Origin of the sequence: Opitutus sp. GAS368, assembly GCF_900104925.1 — a bacterium.
In the GTDB taxonomy this organism is placed as follows: domain Bacteria; phylum Verrucomicrobiota; class Verrucomicrobiia; order Opitutales; family Opitutaceae; genus Lacunisphaera.
This window is the reverse complement of sequence record NZ_LT629735.1, coordinates 3946507-3970460: the sequence shown is the minus strand read 5'-3', so window position 1 is coordinate 3970460 and position 23954 is coordinate 3946507. Positions and strand designations below refer to the sequence as shown.

General features: G+C 64.6%; 18 protein-coding genes and 1 tRNA gene. 8 read left to right on the top strand and 11 right to left on the bottom strand.

The genetic code is table 11. The features are described 5' to 3' along the window. Position 1: 1 nt before the first annotated feature. The 6 genes from BLU29_RS16925 to BLU29_RS16900 form a co-directional block, all read right to left on the bottom strand. Positions 2–2239 carry a xanthine dehydrogenase family protein molybdopterin-binding subunit gene (locus BLU29_RS16925; protein WP_091060430.1) on the bottom strand — a complete coding sequence of 746 codons (2238 nt, stop codon included), beginning with the start codon at positions 2237–2239 and terminating at the stop codon, positions 2–4. After that, positions 2236–2712: a (2Fe-2S)-binding protein gene (locus BLU29_RS16920; protein WP_091060427.1), complete on the bottom strand. Its 477-nt coding sequence runs from the start codon at positions 2710–2712 to the stop codon at positions 2236–2238. The genes BLU29_RS16925 and BLU29_RS16920 overlap by 4 nt, the downstream gene beginning before the upstream one ends. A 77-nt stretch (positions 2713–2789) precedes the next feature. Further along, on the bottom strand, positions 2790–3314 hold the full coding sequence (locus BLU29_RS16915) for a DUF5069 domain-containing protein (RefSeq protein WP_091060425.1): 525 nt from the start codon (positions 3312–3314) through the stop codon (positions 2790–2792). 47 nt (positions 3315–3361) lie between these two features. Then, positions 3362–4069, bottom strand: a complete 708-nt coding sequence (locus BLU29_RS16910) for a TonB family protein (protein WP_091060423.1) — start codon at positions 4067–4069, stop codon at positions 3362–3364. 84 nt (positions 4070–4153) lie between these two features. Beyond that, a complete protein-coding gene (locus BLU29_RS16905; protein WP_091060421.1) occupies positions 4154–4456 on the bottom strand; it encodes a hypothetical protein in 303 nt (100 codons plus the stop codon). A gap of 1307 nt (positions 4457–5763) precedes the next feature. Beyond that, a complete protein-coding gene (locus BLU29_RS16900) occupies positions 5764–8004 on the bottom strand; it encodes an RNB domain-containing ribonuclease (protein WP_091060419.1) in 2241 nt (746 codons plus the stop codon). A 120-nt stretch (positions 8005–8124) separates the two neighbouring features. Between BLU29_RS16900 and glgA the strand changes: the two genes are divergently transcribed. The 3 genes from glgA to BLU29_RS16885 all read left to right on the top strand — a co-directional run bounded on the left by glgA (position 8125) and on the right by BLU29_RS16885 (position 10394). Next, a complete protein-coding gene (gene glgA / locus BLU29_RS16895; protein WP_091060416.1) occupies positions 8125–9567 on the top strand; it encodes a glycogen synthase GlgA in 1443 nt (480 codons plus the stop codon). Between the two features lie 187 nt (positions 9568–9754). Next, on the top strand, positions 9755–10174 hold the full coding sequence (gene ndk, locus BLU29_RS16890) for a nucleoside-diphosphate kinase (RefSeq protein ID WP_091060413.1): 420 nt from the start codon (positions 9755–9757) through the stop codon (positions 10172–10174). 145 nt (positions 10175–10319) lie between these two features. Beyond that, positions 10320–10394, top strand: a tRNA-Glu gene (locus tag BLU29_RS16885). Positions 10395–10519: 125 nt separating this feature from the next. Here BLU29_RS16885 and BLU29_RS16880 read toward each other — a convergent pair. The 5 genes from BLU29_RS16880 to BLU29_RS16860 form a co-directional block, all read right to left on the bottom strand. Continuing rightward, positions 10520–10813, bottom strand: coding sequence for a hypothetical protein (locus BLU29_RS16880; protein ID WP_091060411.1), 294 nt, complete (start codon positions 10811–10813; stop codon positions 10520–10522). A 477-nt stretch (positions 10814–11290) separates the two neighbouring features. Next, complete coding sequence (locus BLU29_RS16875) at positions 11291–13954, bottom strand: ABC transporter permease (protein WP_157693956.1); 2664 nt, start codon at positions 13952–13954, stop codon at positions 11291–11293. 39 nt (positions 13955–13993) lie between these two features. Continuing rightward, a complete protein-coding gene (locus tag BLU29_RS16870; protein ID WP_091060406.1) occupies positions 13994–14326 on the bottom strand; it encodes a PadR family transcriptional regulator in 333 nt (110 codons plus the stop codon). Between the two features lie 130 nt (positions 14327–14456). Then, positions 14457–15992: a YifB family Mg chelatase-like AAA ATPase gene (locus tag BLU29_RS16865; protein WP_091060404.1), complete on the bottom strand. Its 1536-nt coding sequence runs from the start codon at positions 15990–15992 to the stop codon at positions 14457–14459. A 31-nt stretch (positions 15993–16023) separates the two neighbouring features. Next, positions 16024–16878: a hypothetical protein gene (locus tag BLU29_RS16860; RefSeq protein ID WP_091060401.1), complete on the bottom strand. Its 855-nt coding sequence runs from the start codon at positions 16876–16878 to the stop codon at positions 16024–16026. A gap of 87 nt (positions 16879–16965) precedes the next feature. On the opposite strand from BLU29_RS16860, the gene coaE reads away from it, so the two are divergent. From coaE to BLU29_RS16835, 5 genes are read left to right on the top strand one after another with little or no spacing between them, the layout of a single operon-like run. Continuing rightward, the gene (gene coaE, locus BLU29_RS16855; protein ID WP_231962264.1) at positions 16966–17586 is read left to right on the top strand and encodes a dephospho-CoA kinase; all 621 of its coding nucleotides are present in this window, start codon (positions 16966–16968) and stop codon (positions 17584–17586) included. Next, positions 17570–19384 carry a transcription termination factor Rho gene (rho, locus tag BLU29_RS16850; RefSeq protein WP_091060398.1) on the top strand — a complete coding sequence of 605 codons (1815 nt, stop codon included), beginning with the start codon at positions 17570–17572 and terminating at the stop codon, positions 19382–19384. The genes coaE and rho overlap by 17 nt, the downstream gene beginning before the upstream one ends. Before the next feature lie 31 nt (positions 19385–19415). Continuing rightward, positions 19416–21125, top strand: coding sequence for a GspE/PulE family protein (locus tag BLU29_RS16845; RefSeq protein ID WP_091060396.1), 1710 nt, complete (start codon positions 19416–19418; stop codon positions 21123–21125). Positions 21126–21137: 12 nt separating this feature from the next. Next, entirely contained in the window at positions 21138–22220 is a 1083-nt protein-coding gene (locus tag BLU29_RS16840) for a type IV pilus twitching motility protein PilT (protein WP_091060393.1), read from the top strand. A gap of 32 nt (positions 22221–22252) precedes the next feature. After that, positions 22253–23944 (top strand): GspE/PulE family protein, encoded by a 1692-nt coding sequence (locus tag BLU29_RS16835; RefSeq protein ID WP_091060390.1) that lies wholly within the window; start codon positions 22253–22255, stop codon positions 23942–23944. Positions 23945–23954 lie beyond the last annotated feature (10 nt).

Below are 23954 nucleotides of genomic sequence, written 5' to 3'. Positions count from 1 at the left end.
CTCACGACCAGCTCAGGTCATGCCGCGAAAGCGGGAACGAGCGGAGGCGCCTGCCGGTGGCGGCGAAAATGGCGTTGCACACCGCGGGAGCGAGCGGCGGCAGGGCCGGTTCGCCGAGGCCGGTGGTCGGATAGTCTGTTTTGAGGAAGTGTATCTCCACCTTGGCCGGGGCGTTCGTGATGCGGATCTTCGCGTATTCGTGGAAATTGCTCTGCATGGCGCGGCCGCGCTCGATGGTCACCTCCTCGAACAGCGCGGCGCCGAGCCCGTCCACAATGGACCCTTCCACCTGGTTTTCCGCACCGCTGAGGTTGACGACCTGCGCGCCGATGTCGCACGCGGCGACCACCCGGTCCACCTTGAGCGTGCCATCGGGGGCGACGGTGACGTCCGCCACCTCGGCGAAATAGCCGCGATGGCTGAAATGGAACGCGATGCCCTGACCCTGGCCCTTGGGGAATTTCTTCTGACCCCAGCCAGACTTGCTGGCGGCGAGCTTCAGCACATTCCGCATGCGCCCGACGTTGTAAGCCTGCCCGCGTTCACCGGTGCCGGGCATCACGTCCTTGTCGCCAAGCAATTCCAGGCGAAACTCGAACGGATCCCGTCCGGCCGCGTGCGCGAGCTCGTCGATGAAGCTCTGGACGACCCACGCGAACACGCAGCTGCCGGGGGCGCGCCACGGGCCCATCGGCCAGCCGGTTTCGAAGACCGTCATCTCCGCGGTGAAGTTGGGCACCCAGCGGCCGGGGAATTCATCCGGGCTGAAACTGCCGCCGCTGCCGGGTTGCACGACCGTCTTGCCGTCCCGGGTCACGGCGTTGCCGAAGGTGAAGAAATTATTCTGCCACGCGACCAGCTTGCCGTTCGCATCCACCGCACCCTTGAGGAAATGCAGCCCGCCGGGACGGTAGTGGTCGTGCCGCAGGTCGTCCTCGCGCGCCCAAGTGAGCTTCACCGGCGCGCTGGTTTTTCGGGCGATGGCCGCGGCCTCCACCATGAAGTCCGAACTCAGGCGCCGGCCGAAGCCGCCACCACTGCGGGTCAGATGGACGATGACCTTTTCCTTTGGGAGGCCGAGGACCTGGGCGACGAGGTTCTGGCCGCTGCCGGGATTCTGCGAAGGCGCCCAGAGTTCCATCACCCCGTCCTTGAAATGAGCCGTGCAATTCTGCGGCTCGAGGTTCGAGTGGGAGATGAACGGGTAGCTGTATTCCGCCTCCACGACCTTGGCGGCACCGGCCAGAGCCGCGGTCACGTCCCCGTCCTGTCGCACGACGGTCGCGCCGGGCTTGGTGGACAGTTCCCGGGCCTGGGCCACGAAGCCGGACCAGCTCTGGTCCGCAACCTTGCCCTCGTCCCATGTGACCTTGAGCTGCTTGCGGGCGCTGAACGCCGCCCAGGTCGATTCCGCGACGATGGCGATGCCCGGCATCAGGCCGGTGAGGTTGGCCGTGCCCTCAATCACGAAGGCGTCCTTCACGCCGGGCAAAGCCTTGATCTGGTCGAGGTTGGCGCTGACGACCTTGCCGCCATACACCGGGCATTTTTCGTACACGGCGTAAAGCATGTCCGGCAGCTGCTGGTCGATGCCGAAGAGCGCCCGGCCCGTGACGATCTTCCGGTTGTCCACGCCGCCGATGCGTGTGCCGAGAATCCGGTAGTCCTTCGGGTCCTTCAGCTGCAGCGACTTCTCGTCGGGCGCCGGCAGCGTGGCGGCTTTGGCCACCAGTTCGCCGTAGCCCAGCCTGCGGCCGGAGCCGCGATGATGCACGGCGGCGTCGCGGGCGTCGCACTCGGTGACCGGCACCCCCCATGTCTGCGCGGCGGCCGCGACGAGCATCATGCGCGCGGCGGCGCCGACTTTGTGGAAGTCGCTGTAATTGTTCGGCGTCGAGGTGCTGCCGCCGGCGCTCTGGCCGCCGTAGATGGGATTAAGGTCGCCCTGCTGGATGACGACGTCCTGCCAGTTCACCTCGAGCTCCTCGGCGATGATCATGGGCAGGGAGGTTTTGACGCCCTGACCCATCTCGGGTTGCTTGGAGATGATCGTGATGACGCCGTTGGGCGTGATGCGGATGAAGGCGTTTGGGGTGAAGTCACCCGCGGCTGCGGGCGACTCCGCGCCGAACAGGGTCGGAGTCGATTTCAGGTAGAAGCCGAGGACAAGTCCACCGCCGGCAAGCGTGGAGGCCCGGATGAATTCACGGCGGGAAAAGGTGGGATTGGGCGGGCTCATTTGCCACCTCCCTTCCGGGTTGCCGCGGCGGCGTCTTTCACCGCGCGACGAATGCGCAGATACGTCGCACAGCGGCACAGGTTGCCCGCCATGGCGCCGTCGATCTCCTCGTCGGAGGGATCGGGGTTGCTCTTGAGCAGCGCGGCGGCCGTCATGATCTGACCGGCTTGGCAATAACCGCACTGGGGAACGTCGTGCTCGCACCACGCCTGCTGCAGCGGGTGGTTGCCGTCGGGCGCAAGGCCCTCGATCGTGGTGATTTCCTCGCCGCCGACGGCGGACACCGGCGTCTGGCAGGAGCGGACGGGTGCGCCGTTGAAATGCACGGTGCAGGCGCCGCACATGCCTATCCCGCAGCCGTATTTTGCGCCGACAAGATTGAGGCTGTCGCGCAAGACCCACAGCAGCGGTGTATCCGCCGCGACGTTCACCGGGCGGGACTGCCCGTTTACTTTCAGGGTATAGGCAGGCATGGAGAAGATGCTTCCAATGTTGGGAATTTCCCCGGCCGGGTCAAACTTCCATGTAGGGTGCCCGCTAAGTTGCCGGCTCAGCCCTTGCCGCGTTTCACCACCCAGTCGACGATGGCGCCGTCATTGTTTTCATTGCGCCAGACGAGACTGAGGAATTCCGCCGGATGGATGTCGTGCTGTTTGAAAAAGCGCCGGTCGCCGCCGCAGCTATACATGAGTGAGGCCGGCAACTCACCCCGGAGCTTGGCCTTGGTCTTCGGGATGATGCGCGGCAGCCATTCGATGCCCCGGATGGCGTCGGTCTTGGCCGGCAGCGAGGCTTCGTCGAGCACCTTGCCCGGGGGCTTGCCGCCCTGGACGTTCAGAAAGTAGTCGCGCCGAACCAGTTCGATGGCCAAGGCGCGGTCGTAGCCGGGTTCGCCGCCATTGTTGTGATCCTCGGCGTAATCGTAGAGGGCTTGGGCGGTGAGGCCGTTGGCGGCGAGAAAGGCGGTCTCGTCGGCGGTGAAATAGGTCCCGGCCCCGGTCCTGCCGGTGGCGTAGAGCTTGACGGCCTTGTCGTAGAGAGCGCGGAACCTGTCGGCGAAATCGTAATGTTTCATGCGATCCCCAACAAAGCCGGCTCCGCGCGAAACGCAACCGGCACCCGTTACGATCCGGCGGAGAAGACGAACCGTTGCTGGACGCGCACGGCTACCGGGGTGCCGTGGCGCGTGGGCGGAGCGAACCGCCACTGGCTGAGCGCTTCGACGGCGGCCTGGGCATAGGCCTCGTGGGTCGAGTCGAGGACGACCGGCATGCGCGGCTGGCCGGCCTCGTCGATATAGAAGTCGACCAGCACCGTGCCGGCGGGCAGCGGGACCTGTTTCGCCCGGTCGGGATGCCACGGGTTGACGGTCTGCACGGCCGTGATCGGGCGGTCGAGGTCCGGCAGCGCGCAGACGAGGGAAACCAATTGCGGCGGGGCGACCCTTTGCATGAAATAGTCGGGCAGTTCCATGGAGGAGAGCGAGACCACCCGGCCGGTGCTGTTGAAATAAAAACGCAGCTCGCGACGCGCGCCGACCGGCTCGCCCCGCCGCGTAGGCGGTTGATAGCGCCATTGCTTGAGGGCGGCGACAGCTTCGTCGGCAAAGGCCTTGTCGGAATAGCCGGCGACCAGCCAGTCCACCAGCTTGCCGTCGGCGTCGATGTCGACCACCACCCGCGCCTCGCCGTTCGAGACCGGTGAAAAAGCGAGCGCGGCGGGGAAGTGCGGGTCGACGGTCTGCTCGATGCGCAGGGGCGTGGAATCGGCCGCGAAGCCGGGGACGAGGATCGCAGCGAAAACCAGAACGAGGCGGAACCGGGTTTTCATGGCGGGGAGGTGTCTATGCACAGGATACTCCCTCCGCCGCTGGAAGCAAAGGACGATTTGCGCCCCGCGGCCGTCGATGCCGGCTCACCGGGTCGCCGGGCGCTGCTTCATGAAGGCGGCCAGGGTCACCGCCGAGAGGGGGTGGCCCTTCTTCCGCGCGATGGCGGTGTAGCGCTTCTTCAGCACGGGGTCCGCGAGCACCTTGCGGTGGAAATCGCCGGCCTGGCGGAAACGCTCCCGGTGCGCGCGCTGGGCCGGCGTGGGCTTGATCCGGTCCATCCGCGGGGCCCGGGTGACGACCACCCCATAGCTGTAATGCTTGAAGACGATCCCGTCCACGTTGCCGCGCAGGTGTTTCAGGGCTGGGTTGAGTTCGGCTTTGGCCATGGATTGGTTCGGGGAAGGTTCGGGTTACCTTCGTGTTACCTCCGTGTTGCCTTCTTACATCCTTACACCATCCCTACATCTTCCCCTCACCATTCCGTCACCCGGTAACGGGCGGGATACAAGGAGGGTGGTTGCGCGGTGCCGGGGGCGGCAGGGGGCCGGAGAATCAGGGTGCGGATGCATCGTTCCCGTCTGGCCCGACGAGACCGCCAGCAAGGACGAGGGTTCCCTCCGGGGCAATCCCGCAATCCTGGGACGTCGCCGTTGCTGGCTGCTGCCGCTCGCTTCGTCCTCAATAACGCTTGGCTGGTCCGACCCCGGCGGCCGTTTTATCCAAGCATCAGAGCCGGACCACCCGCACCTTTAAATCGCCAGCCGGCACATTATCCGCCAAACATCACGCCTAGCTTCCTGCATGAAAAGCGCACACATCAACATCCGCAGCCTGACCCCGTTTGGCCCCCCAAGACTAGAGACCCAGACTACCAGCCCGGCAGTAATGTGGGGACTATATGGTGTGTCTCTTTTAGTAAGAAATAATCTATGAAAGCTATAACCTACACAGCAATTGTGCTATCTTGCTTGGTCAGTTCGTTGTGCGCGGCGGAGTCTAAGGATATTGCGAACTATGCAGAGAAATATAGGCTGGTAAACACCGTTGCTGAGCGTCGCAGCCTATGTATCGAAATGATCGATAAAAAGGTGCTTAAATTCTGCACCTCGAAGGAAACCGTATACACTATCTTTGGGGCAGGCCCGTTTGGAGATGGCATTCAACGGGTGATGCGCAGAGGAGACAATAGACTAGTTATCCACTTTGATGATCCACCGCATAGAAGCGTTGCGCCATCGGACGCGAACGGCCCGGTCTCACCAAGCTGGCCGGGTTGGTATCTGAGCATTCGTTTCGACGATAAGGACCAGGTGAATACTTACTATATATCCGACTCCCCGGTGCTCATGTAACCTTTGAGGTTTACATGATCCGACGACACACAGGCGGCGGCAGTGAGCAATCGCTTACGCCGTCACCGTATCGAGTGAGCAGCTTTCGACGGGGTTTTCGCAGTTAGGGCGGGAGATGATGCCGGGGTAAGGGCTTACGCGAATACGCGAATAAGGGAGAGATAGGCGCGTCATCCTTACCGCGCCGCCCAGGCTCGGCGGGCAACGGCGGGTTGGGGACAACCCGCCCTACCGCCACACGAAGAATGCGAACGGGGAAGGGGTTCCATCGCGGCTTCGCGGCCTTCGCGCCTTCGTGCCTTCGTGCCTTCGTGCCTTCGTGCCTTCGTGTGCGATATATCCTAGACCGGAGGCACGGTGAAGTCGATCAGCCGCTTCTGGCGGTCGACCTTGTCCACGACGACAGACACCTTGTGGCCGAGCTCGAACTTGCGCTTGGTCTTGCGGCCGATGAAAGCCGTGCCGGCGCCGTTGAGGACATAAAAATCGTCTTTGAGCGAGGACACCGGCACCATGCCGAAGGCGCCGGCCTCGGCGACCTCGATGAAGAAACCGTGGTTGCGGACGTCGGTGATGATGGCGGTGAAGACGGTCTTCTTTTTCTTTTCCGCCTCGCGCTCGAAATACTCCATGAGCTTCAGCTTCTGCGAGTCGCGTTCGGCCTCGGTGCTGTTGATCTCGGTGAGGCTGAGATGCTCGGCGAGGTTGTCGATCTGCGCGATGCGGTAGCTGGCCGTCGGCTTGCCCTGGCTTTTGCCGAGGTAGGTGTCGAACACGCGGTGCACGACCAGGTCGGCGTAGCGGCGGATGGGCGACGTGAAGTGCGTGTAGTCGGTCTTGTTGAGGCCGTAGTGGCCGTCCGGCGTGGCGCGGTAGCAGGCCTTGCGCATGGAGCGGAGGAGCTGGGTGCGGAGGATGTAGCCCTGCGGATGATCCTTGAGGACGGCGAGCAGCTTCACGACCTCGGCGCGGTTGGCGAGATCGCCGGTCTTGATGCCGAAGGTGCCGAGGAACTGGCGGAGTTCGGCGAGTTTCTCCTCGTCGGGGTCGTCGTGCACGCGGTAGAGCGAGGGCAGGTGCTGGCTGCGGGTGAGGCGGGCGACCGCTTCGTTGGCCTGCAGCATGTATTCCTCGATGAGCTGGTGGCTCTCGTCGTTGTGGATGAGCTCGATGCGGTCGGCATAGCCCGCGGCGTCGACGAAGATCTTCGTCTCGGGCATGTCGAGGTCGAGGCTGCCGCCCTGCATGCGCTCGCGGCGGAGCTTGCTGCCGATGGTCCAGAGCTGGCGGACCCATTGCTGCAACTCGCCGAGTTCGTCGTCGGCCAGCTCGCTCAGGGCGCGACCGGTCGAGCCGGTCTGGTGCGCCGCGGGCAGGGGGAGCTTGCGGATCTTGTTGAGATCATCCTCGAACATCAGGGCGAAGGCCTGCTTGTAGGTCAGCCGCTTGCGGCTGCGGATGACGGTGTTGGCGAACTCGGTGCCCTTGAGGCGGCCGGCGGCGGCGAAGGTGAAGAGCACGGCCTTGGTCACGCGGTCCTGGGCCTCGACGAGCGAGCACAGGCCGTTGGAGAGTTTCTCGGGCAGCATCGGCACGACGGTGCCGACGAGGTAGGTGGAGTTGCCACGGTTCTGCGCCTCGCGGTCGAGGGCGGTGCCGGGCTTCACGTAGTAACTGACGTCGGCGATATGCACGCCGATGCGGATGTCGCCATTGTCGAGATATTCAATCGAGAGCGCGTCGTCGAAGTCCTTGGCGTCGTCGGGATCGATGGTGAATGTCGGGATCGCGCGGTAGTCGCGGCGGCCGGCCAGGTCGGCCGGACCCACGACCGCGGGCAGGGCGGCGGCCTCGCGGACGACCGCCTCGGGAAACGACGTCACCAGGTTGTATTTGTGGTAGATGGCGGCGAGCTCGGCGCGGGGCTCGAGCGCGCGACCGAGCTTCTCGATGATCACTCCGTCGGGGTTCAGGTGGCGTTCCTTCCACTCGTTGAGCTTCACGACGACCTTGTCGCCCACCGCCGGCGCCGGCTTCAACGGTGCCTTGGCCGGGTCCTGCACGATGATGTCGTGGCCGATGCGCGGGTCGTCGGAGGCGACGTAGAAGTAGTTGGGGCCGCGCTGGAGCGTGCCGGTGAGGGTGGCGCTGCCGCGCTCGATGATCTTGATGACCTTGCCGGCCTGTTCGCCCGGCTTGAGGAAGTGGGGGAAATCACGGTCCTTCGCCGAGCGGAGGCGCACGACGACCTTGTCGCCCTGCAACGCCACGCCGGTGTCCTCGGCCGCGACGAAGATGCCGGGCTTGCGCGGCTCGGTGACCTTGACCTCGGGGAACACCATGGCCGAGCCTTTCTGGCGGAAGTTGATCTTGCCGGTGACGAGGTCGGCCTCGCGCGGCACGCAGAGGCGGTCGCCCTTGATGACGACGAGGCGGCCGGACTGGACGAGCTCGGCGACCTGCTGGTTGAATTTGCGGCGATCCTTGGGATTGAGACGCCACTCCTTGGCGATGGCGTCGGCGGGGGCCGGGACATAGCCGCGGCGGTTGAGATGGGCCAAAAGGCGGTCGGAATAACTCATAATGGAGACACTAGCGGCTGCCAATGGGCAGGGAACCGGGCCTCGTCCTTCGCCAAGGCTATGGACGACACAGCGGGATTTTCTAGTGGCACCGTGTGTCAGGGTCCGTAGTGTTGCAACATGCGAATTGCCCACGCTGCCAGCGAACTGTTTCCTTATCTCAAGACTGGCGGGCTGGCGGATGCGGTGGCGGCGCTGACGGGCACCCTGGCGGACCGAGGCCATGAGCTGGCCGTCTTCATGCCCGGCTACCGCTCGGTGCTCGATGGCCCGCACGTCGCGGGCCTCAAGCCCAGCCACAAGCTCAAGATCGAGATGGGCGACCTCTTCCTGGCGGGCGACGTCTACACCCTGACCCCGCGGCCCGGCCTCACGCTTTACCTGATCTGCCGCGAGGAATTCTTCGACCGCAAGCGGCCCTATTGGACCGGCGAGCGCGATTATGACGACAACGACGCGCGTTTCATCTTTTTCCAGAAGGCCGTCGTCGAGCTCCTGCGCCTGACCGACTTCAAGGCCGACATCGTGCATTGCCACGACTGGCAGACCGGCCTGCTGCCGGTCTTCCTGCGCGAGGCCGAGCGCCGCTATTCGGTGACCCTCGCGCTCAAGACTGTGTTCACGATCCACAACATCGCCTACCAGGGCGTGTTCCCGCGGAAATCCTACGCGCTGACCAACCTGCCCGAGGACCTGCTGACGATCGACGGCCTCGAATACTACGACCAGATGTGCATGCTCAAGGCCGGCATCGTCTATGCCGACAAGGTCACGACCGTCAGCGCCCAGTATGCGAAGGAAATCCAGACCCCGGAGTTCGGCAACGGCATGGACGGTGTCATCGGCACGCGCCTCGACGACCTGCACGGCCTGCTCAACGGCATCGACACGGCGGTCTGGAATCCGGCGACCGACAAGAGCCTGCCCGCGCGCTACAGCGTTGCCGATCTGACGGGCAAGGCGAAGTGCCGCGCCAAGCTGCTGAGGGAGTTCGGCTGGAGCGCGACCTTCAAGGGGCCGGTCTTCGGCATGGTCTGCCGGTTCACGCCGGCGAAGGGCCTCGACCTCGTGCTCGGCGCGAAGGATTTTTTTGCCCGGGAAAACTGCCGGCTCGTCATCCTCGGCAGCGGCGAGAAAAAATACGAGGAACTGCTCGCAGACTTTGCCCGGGCGCATTCCGCCAAGGTGGGGCTCTGCGTGCGGCACGACGAGGCGATGAGCCACCTCGTGGAGGCCGGCTCGGACTTCTTCGTCATGCCCTCGCTGTTCGAACCCTGCGGCCTCAACCAGATGTATAGCCAGGCCTACGGCACCGTGCCGCTGGTCAGCAATGTCGGCGGACTGGTCGACACCGTGACCGATATCGACACGGCTCCGGACAGCGGCACGGGGATCATGGTCGCGCCCAAGCAGGAGGAATTTGATGCCGGCCTGAAACGGGCGCTGGCGCTGTTCGCCGACAAGCCCCGCTACGCCGCCGTCCAGCACCGGGCCATGCAGAAGGATTTCTCGTGGACGCAGGCCGTCGTCGCCTACGAGCAGCTTTATACCGAGGCGCTCTGAGCCGCGGGTGGCGGGCGGAGAGATGATCAGGCATCGGGCGAGCCGGTTCGCAACCATCTGCGGGAGATACAGAAGCGGATATTGAGGCGTTGGCTGGAAGATGGCACAGTCAAGCCTGCCCGGCCGTGAAGAAATCCGAAATCGGGGCTTTTCAAACGGAGTCTGAAAAGTATGGTGGGCCGCTTATATGCAGAGAACATTCGTCATTTTTAAGCCGGACTGCATGGCCCAGCGCCATGTGGGCAACGTGCTGAACCGCTTCGAGAGCGCCGGTTTCACCGTCGTGGGCTGCAAGATGATGCGCCTGACGCCCGCCAAGCTGCGCGAGCACTATGCGCACGTGGCCGACAAGCCCTTTTACCCGGAGATCGAGGCCTTCATGAGCTCGCGCCCGGTCATCGCCATGGCCCTCGAAGGCGACGGCATCGTCCAGAAGGTCCGCGACCTGCTCGGGCCCACGGATTCCCGCAAGGCGCCGAAAGGCACGATCCGCGGCGACTTCGGCACCGAGATGATGAAGAACGTCGTCCATGCCTCCGACAGCGACGAGAACGCCAAGGCCGAGCTGGCGCGCTTCTTCGAGCCCGGGGAGCTGTTCAACGTCTGATGGGAAAGCTGGAAAACAGGAACCGACCCGGTCTTGACGCGGTTCCCTTTCCTGCATTCCTGAGTTCCGCATCGTTCTTTCTGACATTCCAGTTTGCGCACTTGACGGGCCGCCGCCGGGTGCTTGTTTGTTCCTTCGATTTTCCGCCCCTATCGTCTAGCGGCTAGGACAGGAGATTCTCATTCTTCAAACCCGGGTTCGATTCCCGGTGGGGGCACCAGTTCAAGCCGGAAAACCCGGCAGAAAATACTAAGGCCCAGCCGCACGCTGGGCCTTATGCTTTGAGGGAGGCGATTGCCTCGCACCCTCTCGTTCATTCCCGCTCAGGGAACGGCCTGTTTTCGGTCACTTCTTGTCGTATTCCAAGGCAAGCTTCAGTTGCGCCATGGCCTTGTCGCAGTCAGCCAGGGCCTGCGCGCGGTGGCCCCCGAAATCGTGATCGGCCGCCTTCAGCTCCTCCTTGGCTTTTTCCAGTGCGCGAATCGCCGCCCGGATGGCCGGATGGCGTTCGTGGTGCGGCGCCGTGAACGATTGGGCCGGTGCGGTTGACGTTGGCGGGGTGGTCTGGGCAAGGGCGGGCGTGATGGTGAAAGCCAGCGCCGCGCCGGCCGCGATCATGGGGATGAGGTATTTTTTCATGGAGTTATTTTTGTTACGGAGGCTGATTTCTAAGTGAGGCCAAGGCTTTTTTCCAGCCGGATTAGCACTACTCGTTACGTCAGAAACACACCCTGGCGCTGCGCGCCACCCCCTCCAGAGGGGATCCAATCACCGGCGGTGTTGCCCATGGATCGGTGCCGTGGTTCAGGTTAGTGAAGATTAGCGTGGATTTAGCGGTCACCTCTGCTGGCTCTTACCTCCTTACTTCGTCCCATATAGCCCTCCCTTGCATCCTAAGGCATCCTTCGTGGATACTTACTGCATCTTAGGGCTATCCTTGCGCTTTGTTGGCGCTATCCTTGCTGGTGCCTTCACAGTCCTCGGCTGCTGGCTGGCTGAAGGTATCGGCGCGCGAGCCTGTTTCGTCAGCGCCACCGGATGAAGGTTCCACCGGCTTCTGCCGGGATACATTGAGGCCCCGCTCCGTGAGAACCCTGGCCATGACATGATGATTGTTTAATCGTGGCGCAGCGCAACGAGGGGATCGACCTTGGCGGCGCGACGGGCAGGCAGCCAGCTGGCCAGCAGACCCACGGCAAGGAGCGTGGCCGCCACGCTGCTGAAAATCAGCGGATCGTTGGGTTCTACATTGTAGAGCAACGCGGCGATATAGCGGCTCAGAAGCCATGCCCCAACCAAACCCAGCAACAGCCCCGTCGCGGCCTTGTTCACTCCTTGCTTAAGGATCAGGCGAAGGATTTCCCCCGGGGTAGCGCCGATCGCTGCGCGGATACCGATCTCCTTCGTACGCTGGGTGACGTCGTAGGCGAGCATGCCATAGAGGCCCACCGCCGCGAGCAGCATAGAAATGCCCGCGAAAGCGCTCAGCAGGCAAAGGATCCCGCGGCGGTTTGCGGCCGCATCGTCGAGTCGCATTTGCATCGTCTGGGCCTGGTAGATCGGCAAGTCAGGGTCGACCGCGCGCAACTGCGCCCGGATCTGTGGCAGTATCTCCGCAAACGGACGTGTCGTCCGCAGCTCGACGGAGAGGCCCGTGCGGGAGACCGGCAGGGCCGTGTAGACATAGGGTTCAACGTTGAGCTTTTCCAGGCCGCTGACCTTGGCGACCTCGGCGACACCGATGATCAGCGGGGCGTTCTCGGGTTTGGTCGCAGGCGGGGTGGCCAGCGTCTGGCCGACTGCGCTTTGGCCTGGGAAATACCGTTCAGCAAACTTTCGATCGACGATCAGCACGGTCCGCGCGCCCGGCCGCAGATCGTCCGTGGTGAAGTGGCGCCCATCGAGCAACCGGATGCCCATGGTCGGCAGGTATTCCGGAGAGACCGGGAAAACGATCGCAGTCGGGAAGCTGGCGGCTTGTGCCTGGGTCATGCCGCGCAGCGGCAGGGGCACGGGGTGGTTCTCCGCGAAACCTGGCAGAGAACTCGAGTAGGCCACGGATGCAACGCCGGGAATTTCGCGCATCTTTTCCAGGATACGGTTCTGCAGATCCTGCAGTTTGGCGACGTCGTTAAACCCGGAATTGTAGGCGACGCGGACATGAATGACTTGGGCCGCGTCGAAACCCGCATCGATCTGCATCACTTTCGAGAAACTTCGCAACAGCAGGCCGGCACCCACAAGCAGGACGAGCGCGAGGGCGAGTTGAGCACTGACCAGAACGCCATTGATCGTCCGCATGCCACGGCTGCTCGACCCGCGAGCCCCGTTCTGGATCGAGGCGAGGAAGTTCCGCGATCGCCAGAGGCGCATGACCGGCAGCAGTCCCGTCAGGAGCGCGACCACGAAGGATCCCACCAGAGTCAGGCCGAGCAGGTTCGCATCGAGCCCCACCGGCGGAATCCCGTAGATGATCTTATCCGTGTAGGTGTTGATCAGCCGCAGACTGAGGCCCGTCAGCCCGAGCCCCAGAACGGTGCCGAGGCTGGCGAGCAGTACGGTCTCGGCGAATAACTGCCGGGCCAGGGCCGCGCGGCTCCCGCCCAGGGCCTGCCGCACTGCCAGTTCTGTCTGGCGCGCGATCGCGCGCGCAAGCATCAGGCTCGCAACGTTGACGCAGCCCAGTAACAGGACAAGCAGCGCGCCGATTTGCAAAAGCAACAGGCCATTGCGGATCGGTTCGGTTTGCTCTGCGCGCAATTGCCGCAGCGCCATGCGGTGGCCGCCGCTGGCGAGAAACTCACGCAATCCGGGATCCGCCACCTGCTCGCGATAGCGGTCTTCCAGCAACTGCAGCTGCGCTAGGGCCGTTCCGGGTGCCACGCCGGGTTTCAGACGCGCATACGCGTCACCCACGCCCTGCAGACGCTGTTGCGGTAGCAGCGTCTGCTTGGGATCGATTTCGAAGGGCTTCATCAGGACTGGCGCGATGCTGAGCTCCTCGAACCGGCGCGGCAGGACCCCGATCACGGTGAACATGCGGCCCGTCAGTTTCACTTCGCGGCCAAGAATGGCGGGGTCGCGCCGGAACTGTTTCTCCCAAAACGACTCGGTCAGGACAATGACGTTGTCCCGCCCCAGAACGCATTCGTCCTCAGTGAAGAAACGTCCGAGCAGCGGCTGCAGACCGAGGGTGCGGAAGTAGTCCGCCGAGACGCGCATTCCAACGTAGCGCTCCATGCCTGCTGTTTCCTCGATGTTGAACATCCAGCCGGTCCACAGGCCAAAGCTGGCGAACAGGTCCGCGTTGGCGCGATAATCGAGGTACTGGGCGTATCCGAGCTGCTGGCGTTGCTGGCCCTGTTTGGGCCGGGTGTTATAGACGTCGACGAGGCGGCCCGCGTCGGGAAAGGGCAGCGGTTTCAACACCAGCCCGTAAAGCGCGGAAAGAACCGCCGTGTTCGCCCAGATGCACAGTCCCAAGGTGACGACGATGGCTCCGCTGAACGCCGGCGAGCGCCGCAGCGAGCGCGCGGAGAAGCGGAGATCCCGCCAAAGATGTTCTAGCCAGATCAAGCTCCAGCTTTCGCGCGCCTGTTCCTGTATGCCGGCGATGTTGCCGAATTGACGGAGCGCTGCGTACCGGGCGTCGTCCGGCGACATGCCCGCCGCGACGTGTCGCGCGGTCAGTTCATCGAGATGGTCTTGCAATTCATTTTTGAGAATTTTCTCCCGTTGGCTTCGCCGCCACCACGAGCTGAGTTTGAACCAGAGTTGCATCGAGGAAAGGCGGGGCGGCGGTGGCGCGAGCAAAAGGCATCAGGCCTTTTCGAGGACGAGATTGATCGCGGCGGTCACGCGTGCCCAGTGCTCCGTCTCTGCTTCCAGTTGTCTCCGCCCCGCCGCCGTCAGCCGGTAGAAACGTGCCTTGCGGTTGGTCTCAGAGAGACCTTCCTCGGCCTTCAACCAACCCTGCGCTTCCAGGCGATAGAGGGCAGGGTAGAGCGAGCCCTGTTCAACCCTCAGCACGTCAGTGGACATCTGCTGGATGCGATCGGCGATGGCCAGCCCATGTCGCGGTCCATTCTGCAGCGTTCGCAGCACGAGCATATCCAGGGTCCCGTACACTAGGTCCGGTTTTTCCTTTGGCATAAAATATGACGCCTAGACCTTCTAGGCGAAACAGGGAAATCCTTGTTCACCTAGACTGTCAAGGTGGAATCTATCTGGACAAAGCGACAGAAACCCAATGGTCCTGCGGTCAGGTTCAAAACATGGGGTTTCAATAGAAAACGTTCCGATCGAGGCTTCGGTATTGGATCGCCTCGAGCAGGTGCGGCTGCCCGATGCGCTCCGCGCCGGCCAGGTCCGCGATCGTGCGCGCCACCTTCAGGATGCGGTCGTAGGCACGGGCGGACAGCGCCAGTTGCTCCATGGCCTGCTGGAGCAGGTCGCCGAGCGCCGCGTCGAGGGCGCAGAATTTTTTGAGCTGCGAAGCGGGCATGCGGGAATTGGCGGTGAGTTTCGTGCCGCGGAACCGTACCAACTGCACCTGCCGTGCTTGTTCGACGCGCTCCCGGATCGAGGACGACGACTCGCCGGCCCGCTCACTGCGGAGTTCGGTGATCGAAAGGGCCGGAGCCTCGACATGCAGGTCGATGCGATCGAGCAGGGGACCGCTGATGCGCGCCCGGTAGCGCTGCACCTGGGCCGGCGAGCAACGGCACTCGTGCTTGGCGTCCCCCAGGTAGCCGCAGGGACAGGGGTTCATGGCGGCCACGAGCATGAAGTGGCAGGGCAGGGTGATCTTGCCGGCGCTGCGCGAGATGGTCACGTGGCCGTCCTCGAGCGGTTGGCGCAGAACCTCGAGGGCCGAGCGCTTGAACTCCGGCAATTCGTCCAGGAAAAGCACGCCGTGATGCGCGAGGGAGATTTCCCCCGGGCCGGGAATCGCGCCGCCGCCGAGCAGGCCGACGTCGGAAATGGTGTGATGCGGCGCGCGGGCCGGGCGTTGCAGGAAATGCAGGCCGTCCTGCATGGTCTGGCCGGCGGCGGAGTGGATGCGCAGGATGTCGAGGTATTCGTCGAGCGTCGGTTGTGGCATGATGCCGGGAATGCGCTTGGCGATCATGGATTTTCCGGAACCGGGCGGCCCGATCATGATGAGGTTGTGGCCGCCGGCGACGGCGACCTCGACGGCGCGGCGGACCGCGTGCTGGCCCTTGATGTCGGCGAAATCCGGCTCGTGATCGCCGCGGGCGGGAACGGTGGCCGCGTGCGGGGCGGCGAGCGGGGTGAGCTTGAGCTGGCCGGCGAGGAAACGTGTCGCCTGGTCGAGCGAAGTGATCTCGTAGACCTGCAGGCCCTCGACGAGCGCCGCCTCCTGCGCGGCCCCCGGTGGCAGCAGGGCGGACCGCCGCCGCGACTCGCGCGCCAGCACGGCCATCGCGAGGCCGCCCTTGATGGGGCGCGTGGCGCCGGACAGGCTGAGTTCGCCGGCGATGAGATAGTCGCCGAGCCGTTCGCACACCAGCTGGCCGGTGGCGACGAGGATGCCGAGTGCGATGGGCAGGTCGTAGATGGCGCCCTCCTTGCGCAGGTCGCCCGGCGCGAGGTTGATGGTCGTGCGCGTGCGGGGCATGCGCAGGCCGGAGTTGCTGAGCGCGGAAAAGACCCGGTCCTCGGATTCCTTGACCGCGGCGTCGGGCAGGCCGACGAGGATCAGGTTGGGCACGCCGGTCTCGCCGGTGTTGACCTCGACCGACACGGGCACGGCATCAATGCCCAGCAGCGCGGCTGAGCCGATAGTGGCTAACATGAGACAGGTGGCGGGAAGCGAAGGGTGGGATTTAGCCCGTCCCTGCCTGCAGACGGCGTTGTAATTCCGCCAGATTGGCCTCAACGGCCTGCAGATAAGGATTGGGTTGGCCCGCTGTCGTCAAATAGCGATGCACGCCGCCCGCCTCGAAGTCGAGCATAGGGCGCACATACTTGGTCCAGAAATCGGTGCTTTTCTCCAGCAGCTGCCGGAGGCTGTGGTAGGGCCGCTTCTCGGGCGGCACCTGCTCGAAATCGAAGGCCTCCACGAACTCCTTGTACAGGGCCGGGAGTTTTTCCAGGTAGTCCGCCGCGCTCATCTGGGCGAGGTAGTCGGCGGTCACCAGGAGGAAGGCCATCTGCCGGGCCTCGTCGCGGTGGAAGGAAACCTGGCTGATCTTGCTGCGCGGTCCGGTGCAGATGATGGCGGCACAGATGTCCTCGATCTCCGAGGCGGTCACACCCATGCGCGGCAGGTATTCCCGGGAAAAGTCGCAGCTGCGGCGCTCGTGGACAAAGGTGTATTTCGCGCCGGTGCCCCCGACATCATCGCTTTTCTTCAGGTAGCCGCTGTCGTGGAGCAGCACGGCCATGATGGCCAGCTCCCAGTCGCGCGCGCGCAGCACGGGCTTGTCAAAGGTCCGGCTGCGGCCTTGCAACAGGTGCATGAGGCACACGGTGGCCTGCATGGTGTGCTCAAAGCTGTGATACTGCATGTCGATGGCCCGGTATCCGGCGTAGTGGCCCTCGAACATCCCCGTCACATCCTCGAACAAGCGCGCGAGCAGGGGAAAGCTGGCCTCGGCCCCGATGCCCGCAAAAGCCGCCTGCACGGCCTTGAGCACCGCGGCCGGGTGCTTGGTATCGACTGCGTGGGGAGGAACCATGCGACAGCACAGGAGATAGGGGTTGCCCCCCATACGCAGCAAGCCCATATAGTCCGCTCTCGAGAAATGGTTAACAGCACCAACTTGATGGTCGGCCTGACCGGCGGCATGGGATGTGGCAAGTCGACCGCGGCGGCCCGGTTCGCCGAGCGGGGTTTCCGCCGGCTGGACGCCGACCAGGTCGTCCGGGACGAATTGCTGCCCAGCCCCGAGGTGGCCGCCGCCATCCGGGACCGGCTGGGGCCCTCGATGCTGGCCGCCGACGGCAGCGTGCGCCGCGACCGGGTGGCCGGGAAGGTTTTCAAGGACCCGGCGGCCCTCGCCTGGCTGGAGGAACTGTTGCATCCGCGCCTGCTGGAACGCTGGCGCGGGATGGTCGCCGCGAGCCCGGGCACGGCCTTCATTGTCGAGGTTCCGCTGTTGTTTGAGAAGGGTTTGGAAAATTGGTTTGATTTCACCGTCTGCGTCACCACAGACTCCGAATCGCAATTGAGGCGGCTGGAACAGCGAGGCATCCCCCGGGACCAAGCCCGCGAGCGTATCTCCCAGCAACTGCCACTGGCCCGCAAGTGCGAGTTGGCAGACCACGTTCTCCTGAATGACGGTACCCCCGAATTTCTCCGTGAACAGGTCGACGCGCTGGCAGACCGCCTCTTGAACTCCCAACCCGACCGGCCCGCAGGCCGCATTCATGTCAGTCCCCCCTAAATCCGACGAAGATTCCAGCGCCGCCAGTGATTCGGCCACCACCAAGAAGCCCGCGCGCTCCCGCCTGATCCGGGGCGGCAAGAAAACCCCCAAGGTGGTCACCAAAGAGATCGACTTTCACGAGGCCCCGTCGGCTCCCGCACCCGAGCCGGTCCGCGCTCCGGCGCCGGAACCCGTGCGCGAAGCGCCGCCCCAGGCCGAATCAGCGCCCGCCGATCATGGTGACTACGGCGGCGACCAGGGTCAACCGCAAGCCCAGCACGACGGCGGCGGTCAGCAGCAGGAAGGTGGCAATGGCGGCCAGCACCAGCAAGGTGGGGGCGGCGGAAAATGGGGCCGGCGTCACCGCGGTAATAAGTTTCGCGGCGGTGGAGGCGGAAAGTGGGGTGGCGGCAACCAGAATTTCCAAGGCCCGAAGCATCCGCCGCAACCCGCGCCACCGAAGGAAGTCGTCCACTACGGCGACCTCCCTGATCCCGCGCGCTTCCAGAGCCTCGAGGCCCTCGAGCAGCTCGCCGACGAGATCGCCAGGAGCAAGACCGACCCGGTCTGGTTGAACGAACTCTTCGCGCTGAACCTCGCCGAGCTCACCGCCTTCGCCAAGAAACTCGAGGTGAAGTTCGAGGGCGCGCCGAACCGCCGCCAGCTCATCACGCAGATTTTCGCCACGATCGCCGAGCAGAAGATCCCGCTCTACGACCGCGGCTACCTGGATCTGACCGATCGCGGCCTCTGGTTTGTCGTGCACGACGACGTGAACTACCGGCTCTACCCGGAGGACGCCTTCTTGCCGGAGATCTTCGTCAAGCACTTCGGGCTCAAGCGCGGCCACGCGGTCGAGGTCCAGCTGCAGCCCCCGCAGGGCAACGACCGCTGCCCGGCCGTGGTGGCCGTCCGCAAGGTCATGGGCGGCAAGCCGGGTGAGATCTCCAAGATCCCGCCGTTCGAGGAACTGGTGCCGTATTATCCGCTCAAGCGCATCCTGCTCGAGGTGCCGGAGAAAAAGGACGTCTCCATGCGCATGGTCGACATCATCACGCCCATTGGCTTCGGCCAGCGCGGCCTGATTGTCGCCCCGCCGCGCACCGGCAAGACGATCCTCATGCAGAACATGGCGAACTCCATCGCCGAGAACTCGCCCGACGCGAAACTCATCATCCTGCTCGTGGACGAGCGCCCCGAGGAGGTCACCGACTTCAAACGCCATTGCAAGGGCGAGGTCGTCAGCTCGACCTTCGACGAGGCGCCGGAGAGCCACGTGCACTGCGCCGAGATGGTGATCGAGAAAGCCCGCCGGCTCGTCGAGCAGGGCGAGCACGTCGTCATCCTGCTCGATTCCATCACCCGCCTGGCCCGCGCCTACAACGCGCTGGCCTCGAACAGCGGCAAGATCATGTCCGGCGGCCTCGAGGCCAACGCGCTGCAGAAGCCCAAGCGCTTCTTCGGCTCGGCCCGCAACATCGAGGGCGGCGGCAGCCTGACCATCATCGGCACGGCGCTGGTCGACACCGGCAGCCGCATGGACGAGATCATTTTTGAGGAATTCAAGGGCACCGGCAACATGGAGCTCCACCTCGACCGCGACCTCGTCAACAAGCGCATCTTCCCCGCGCTCAACATCGACAAGAGCGGCACCCGCAAGGAGGAGCTCATCTACCACCCCGACGAGCTCATCAAAATCTACTCGCTGCGCCGCGCCATGCAGGGCGTGCCGGCGGCCGACTCGATGGACATGCTCATCCAGCGGCTCAAAAAGACCAAGACCAACACCGAGTTCCTGCTGAGCCTCAACCGCTGAGCCCGCGGACGCGGGACCGGCTCACTTTCCTGTGACCACCGCCGACGACTACGCTGTGCAAATCGCCCTCAAACGGGGCCTGGTCACGGCTGGCCAGCTGGAAGCGGCCCAACGCAAGGCGGCGGACCACCCCGCCCTTACGAGCGCCGCGCCGGGCGTGCTGGACATTTTGTTGACGGACGCCGCGCTCGACCAGGCGGCACTCGGGCGCGCGGTGGCGGATGAATTCGGCATGCCCTGGGTCACGCTGGCCGGGATGCCGATCTCCCCGGCGGTGCTCGCCACCCTGCCGCGCTCGTTTGTGGTGGAACACACCGTCATCCCCTTTGCCCGGGAGGGTGGGGTGCTGCGTGTCGCCGTGGCGGACCCCATCGCGGTCGATGTCATCGACAGCCTGGCCTACCTGGCCGGCACCGTGGTTCAACCGGTCCTGGCCTCCGTGGCGGATGTCCGGCAGGCCATCACCCGGTATTACAGCGGGGAGGTGGCCGACCTCGATGCTGCCTCGGGCAATGAACCTGCCGCTGCAGTCGCGGTGGCGAGCGGCGAGGAGGGACAGGCGAGTGACCACGACGCACCGATCATCAAGCTCGTGCACACCCTCATCGCCGAGGCCATTCGCCGGCGTGCATCCGACATCCATCTCGAGCCCCTCGAGCGGCGGTTCCGCGTGCGTTACCGCATCGACGGCGTGCTGCTGGAGGCGGACGCGCCACCCAAGCGCCTGCAACTCGCCGTCATCTCGCGCCTGAAGATCATGGCGAACATCAGCATCGCCGAAAAGCGTGTGCCGCAGGACGGTCGCATCCAGGTCAACCTCGGCGGCCGCACATTGGACCTGCGCGTGTCCTCGCTGCCCACGGCCCACGGCGAGAGCATCGTGATGCGCATCCTCGACAAGGAGGGCCTGAAGCTCGGCATGCCGGAGCTCGGCTTTCTGCCGGACGACCAGGGGGAGTTCGAGCAGCTCATCGCCTCGCCCGACGGCATCATGCTCGTCACCGGACCCACCGGCTCCGGCAAGACCACCACGCTCTACGCCTCGCTGCACCACCTGAACCAGCCCGACCGCAAGATCATCACGGTCGAGGAGCCGGTGGAATACCAACTCTCCGGCATCAACCAGGTGCCCGTCAACGCGGCCATCGGCATGACCTTCGCTGCCGCGCTGCGCGCCATGTTGCGCCAGGCGCCCAATATCGTCATGGTCGGCGAAATCCGCGACCTGGAGACGGCCGAGATCGCCATCAACGCCTCGCTGACAGGCCACCTGGTGTTCAGCACCCTGCACACCAACGACGCCCCGTCCGCCGTCACGCGCCTGATCGACATTGGCGCCAAGCCCTTCCTCGTGGCCGCCGCATTGCGCTCGGTCATGGCGCAGCGGCTGGTGCGTCGCATCTGCGCGGCCTGCAAGCGCCCTTACACGCCCGCGGCGCACGAACTGCACGCCTTGGGGCTGAAGCCCGGCCGGCTGGAGGGCGCGACTTTCGCCCACGGCGCCGGTTGCGCTGCCTGCCACGGCACCGGCTACCAGGGCCGGATGGGGATCTTTGAGATCTTCCGCGTGCATGACGGCATCCGCGCCATGATTTACGACAATGTAACGGCCGCCCGCCTGCGGGCGCAGGCCCGGCAGGACGGCATGCGCACCATGCGGGAGGACGGGGTGCGCAAAGTCCTTGCCGGCCTCACGACAATCGAGGAGGTTGTGACCGTCACCGTTGGCGACCCGCTTTAACCCTACCACCGCATGAGCTACGAAATGAATGACCTCCTGGAGCTGGTCGTGGACCAGAAGAGCTCCGATCTCCACCTGCAGGTCGGCGTCCCGCCCTGCCTGCGCCTCCGCGGCAGCATGACCCCGATCGACGGCCCCGAGCTGCGCCCCGAGGACACGGAGCAGTTGATGCTCTCCATCACGCCGGACAACCACATCCAGAACGTGAAGCTCAACGGCGGCACCGACTTCGGCTTCGCCTTCGGTGACAAGGCCCGCTTCCGCGTGTCCGTGCTCAAGGCCAAGGGCAACTACGGCATGGTGCTCCGGCAGATCCCCAACCAGCTCTTCGACCTCCGCACCATCGGCATGCCCGACAAGATCAAGGAGCTGCTCTACCGCCAGCGCGGCCTCTTCCTCGTCACCGGCCCGACCGGCTCCGGCAAGTCCACCACGCTCGCCTCGATGATGAATTACATCAACGAGAACCGCGACGGCCACATCATCACGATCGAGGACCCGATCGAGTATTATCACCCGCACAAGAAGTGCGTCGTCACCCAGCGCGAGGTCGGCTCCGACGTGCCGAGCTTCGCCGAGGCCATCAAGCGCGCCCTGCGCCAGGACCCCGACGTCATCCTCGTGGGTGAATTGCGCGACCTGGAGACCATCGAGGCCGCCATCTCGGCCGCCGAGACGGGTCACTTGGTGTTCGGCACGCTGCACACCAACAGCGCCGCCAAGACCGTGGACCGCATCGTGGACGCCTTCCCGGCCAACATGAAGGAGATGATCCGCATGCAGCTCTCCACCTCGATCATCGCCGTCATCTCCCAGTCGCTCTGCAAGAAGAAGACCGGCGGCCGCATCGCGGCCTACGAGATCATGGTCAACACCTCGTCCATCGCCTCGCTCATCCGCGACAACAAGACCTTCCGCATCCCGTCGGACATTCAGACGGGCGCCAACCTCGGCATGATCACGCTCGACACCCACCTGATGAGCCTGGTCAACCGCGAGCTCATCGAGCCCGACGAGGCGCTCGAGAAGTCGCAGGACCCGGTCGTCATGAAGGAGAAGCTCACCTCCATGGGCTTCAAGCTGCGCGAGCTCTAATCCTCCGTTCCGCCGCCCGGCCGGACTTCTTCATGTTCGAAGGACACGACCAGGCGGTTTTCGATCTGCTCGCCGAGCGCCGGCTCGTCGAGCCCGCTTCGCTCCAGGCCGCCTTTGACGAGCACCGCGCCACGGGCAAGCCGCTCGCCCGGATGCTGCTCGACCTCGGCCTGCTCGATAAATCCGCACTGCTTCACGCCGTGGCCGACCACATCGGCTGTGACTACGCGGGGGACCTGCCGGCCACGCTGCCGGGCGATGCGCTCGCCCTGGTCGAGGGCGGCATGGCCCGCACCTACGGCGTGGCGCCGATTGCTTCCGACGGATTCTCCATCTCGGTGGCCGCGGTCGATCCCTTCAATCCCAACCTGGTCAACGACCTGACCTTCGCCCTCGAACGCGATGTGCGCATCAGCGTCGCCGATCCCGAGCGCGTATCGCTGCTCATCCGGCAGCATTACGGCGAGGAGGAGATCTCGCTGGATGCGGCGCTCGGCGACCTGCAGGCCCAGGTGGGCGATACCGGCGACGAAGCGCTGACCGAGGCCGACATCGAGCAGATGGCCGGGCAGACGCCCATCATCCGCTTCGTCAACCTCGTGCTCGCGCAGGCCATCCGCGACAAGGCATCGGACATCCATTTCGAACCCTTCGAGCACGATTTCAAGATCCGCTACCGGATCGACGGAGCGCTCTACGAGATGGCGCCGCCGCCCAAGAACCTTGCGCGGCCCATCATCTCGCGCCTCAAGGTGCTCGCGAACCTGAACATCGCCGAGCGCCGCCTGCCGCAAGACGGCCGCATCAAACTCAACCTCGGCGGCCGCGCGGTGGACCTGCGCGTCTCCACGCTGCCGACGCAGTTCGGCGAGAGCGTCGTGCTGCGCGTCCTGGACCAGACTTCCGTCCAGCTCGAGCTCCGCCAGCTCGGCCTGCCGGACGCGATCCGCATCGGTGTCGAGGAGGTCATCCGCCGGCCTAACGGCATTTTCCTCGTCACCGGCCCGACGGGTTCGGGCAAGACCACCACGCTCTACAGCTGTCTCAAGACACTCAACACCGCCGATTCCAAGCTTCTCACGGTCGAAGACCCGGTCGAATACGAGATCGACGGCGTGATGCAGGTGCCCGTGAACCTGGCCGCCGGCCTGACCTTTGCCCGCGCGCTGCGGACTTTTCTCCGGCAGGATCCCGACATCGTCATGGTCGGCGAGATCCGCGACCTGGAGACGGCGCAGATCGCCATCCAGGCCTCGCTCACCGGCCACCTCGTGCTCAGTACGCTGCACACGAACGACGCCCCGTCCGCTGTCACCCGACTGGCGGACATGGGCATCGAGCCCTTCCTGCTCGCCTCGACCCTCGAGGCCGTGCTCGCCCAGCGGCTGGTGCGACGGCTTTGTCCAGCCTGTCGCTCCGCCTACACGCCGGATGAATCCCTGCTGCGGCAGCTCGGCCTGAATCCGTCGGAATCATCCCGGCGCGAGTTCTACCGTAGTGTCGGTTGCGTTTCTTGTAACCTATTAGGTTACAAAGGCCGGCTCGGTCTCTTCGAGTATTTGCCGATGACCGATGCATTGCGCGAGCTGGTGGGGCAGGGCGTGTCCCTGGTGCAACTCCGACAGAAGGCGGTGGCGCAGGGCATGACCTCGTTGCGCGACGCCGGCCTCGCCGCCATTCTGGCCGGCGAGACGACGATTGAAGAGGTGGTCAAATACACCTGAACCGCGCGGC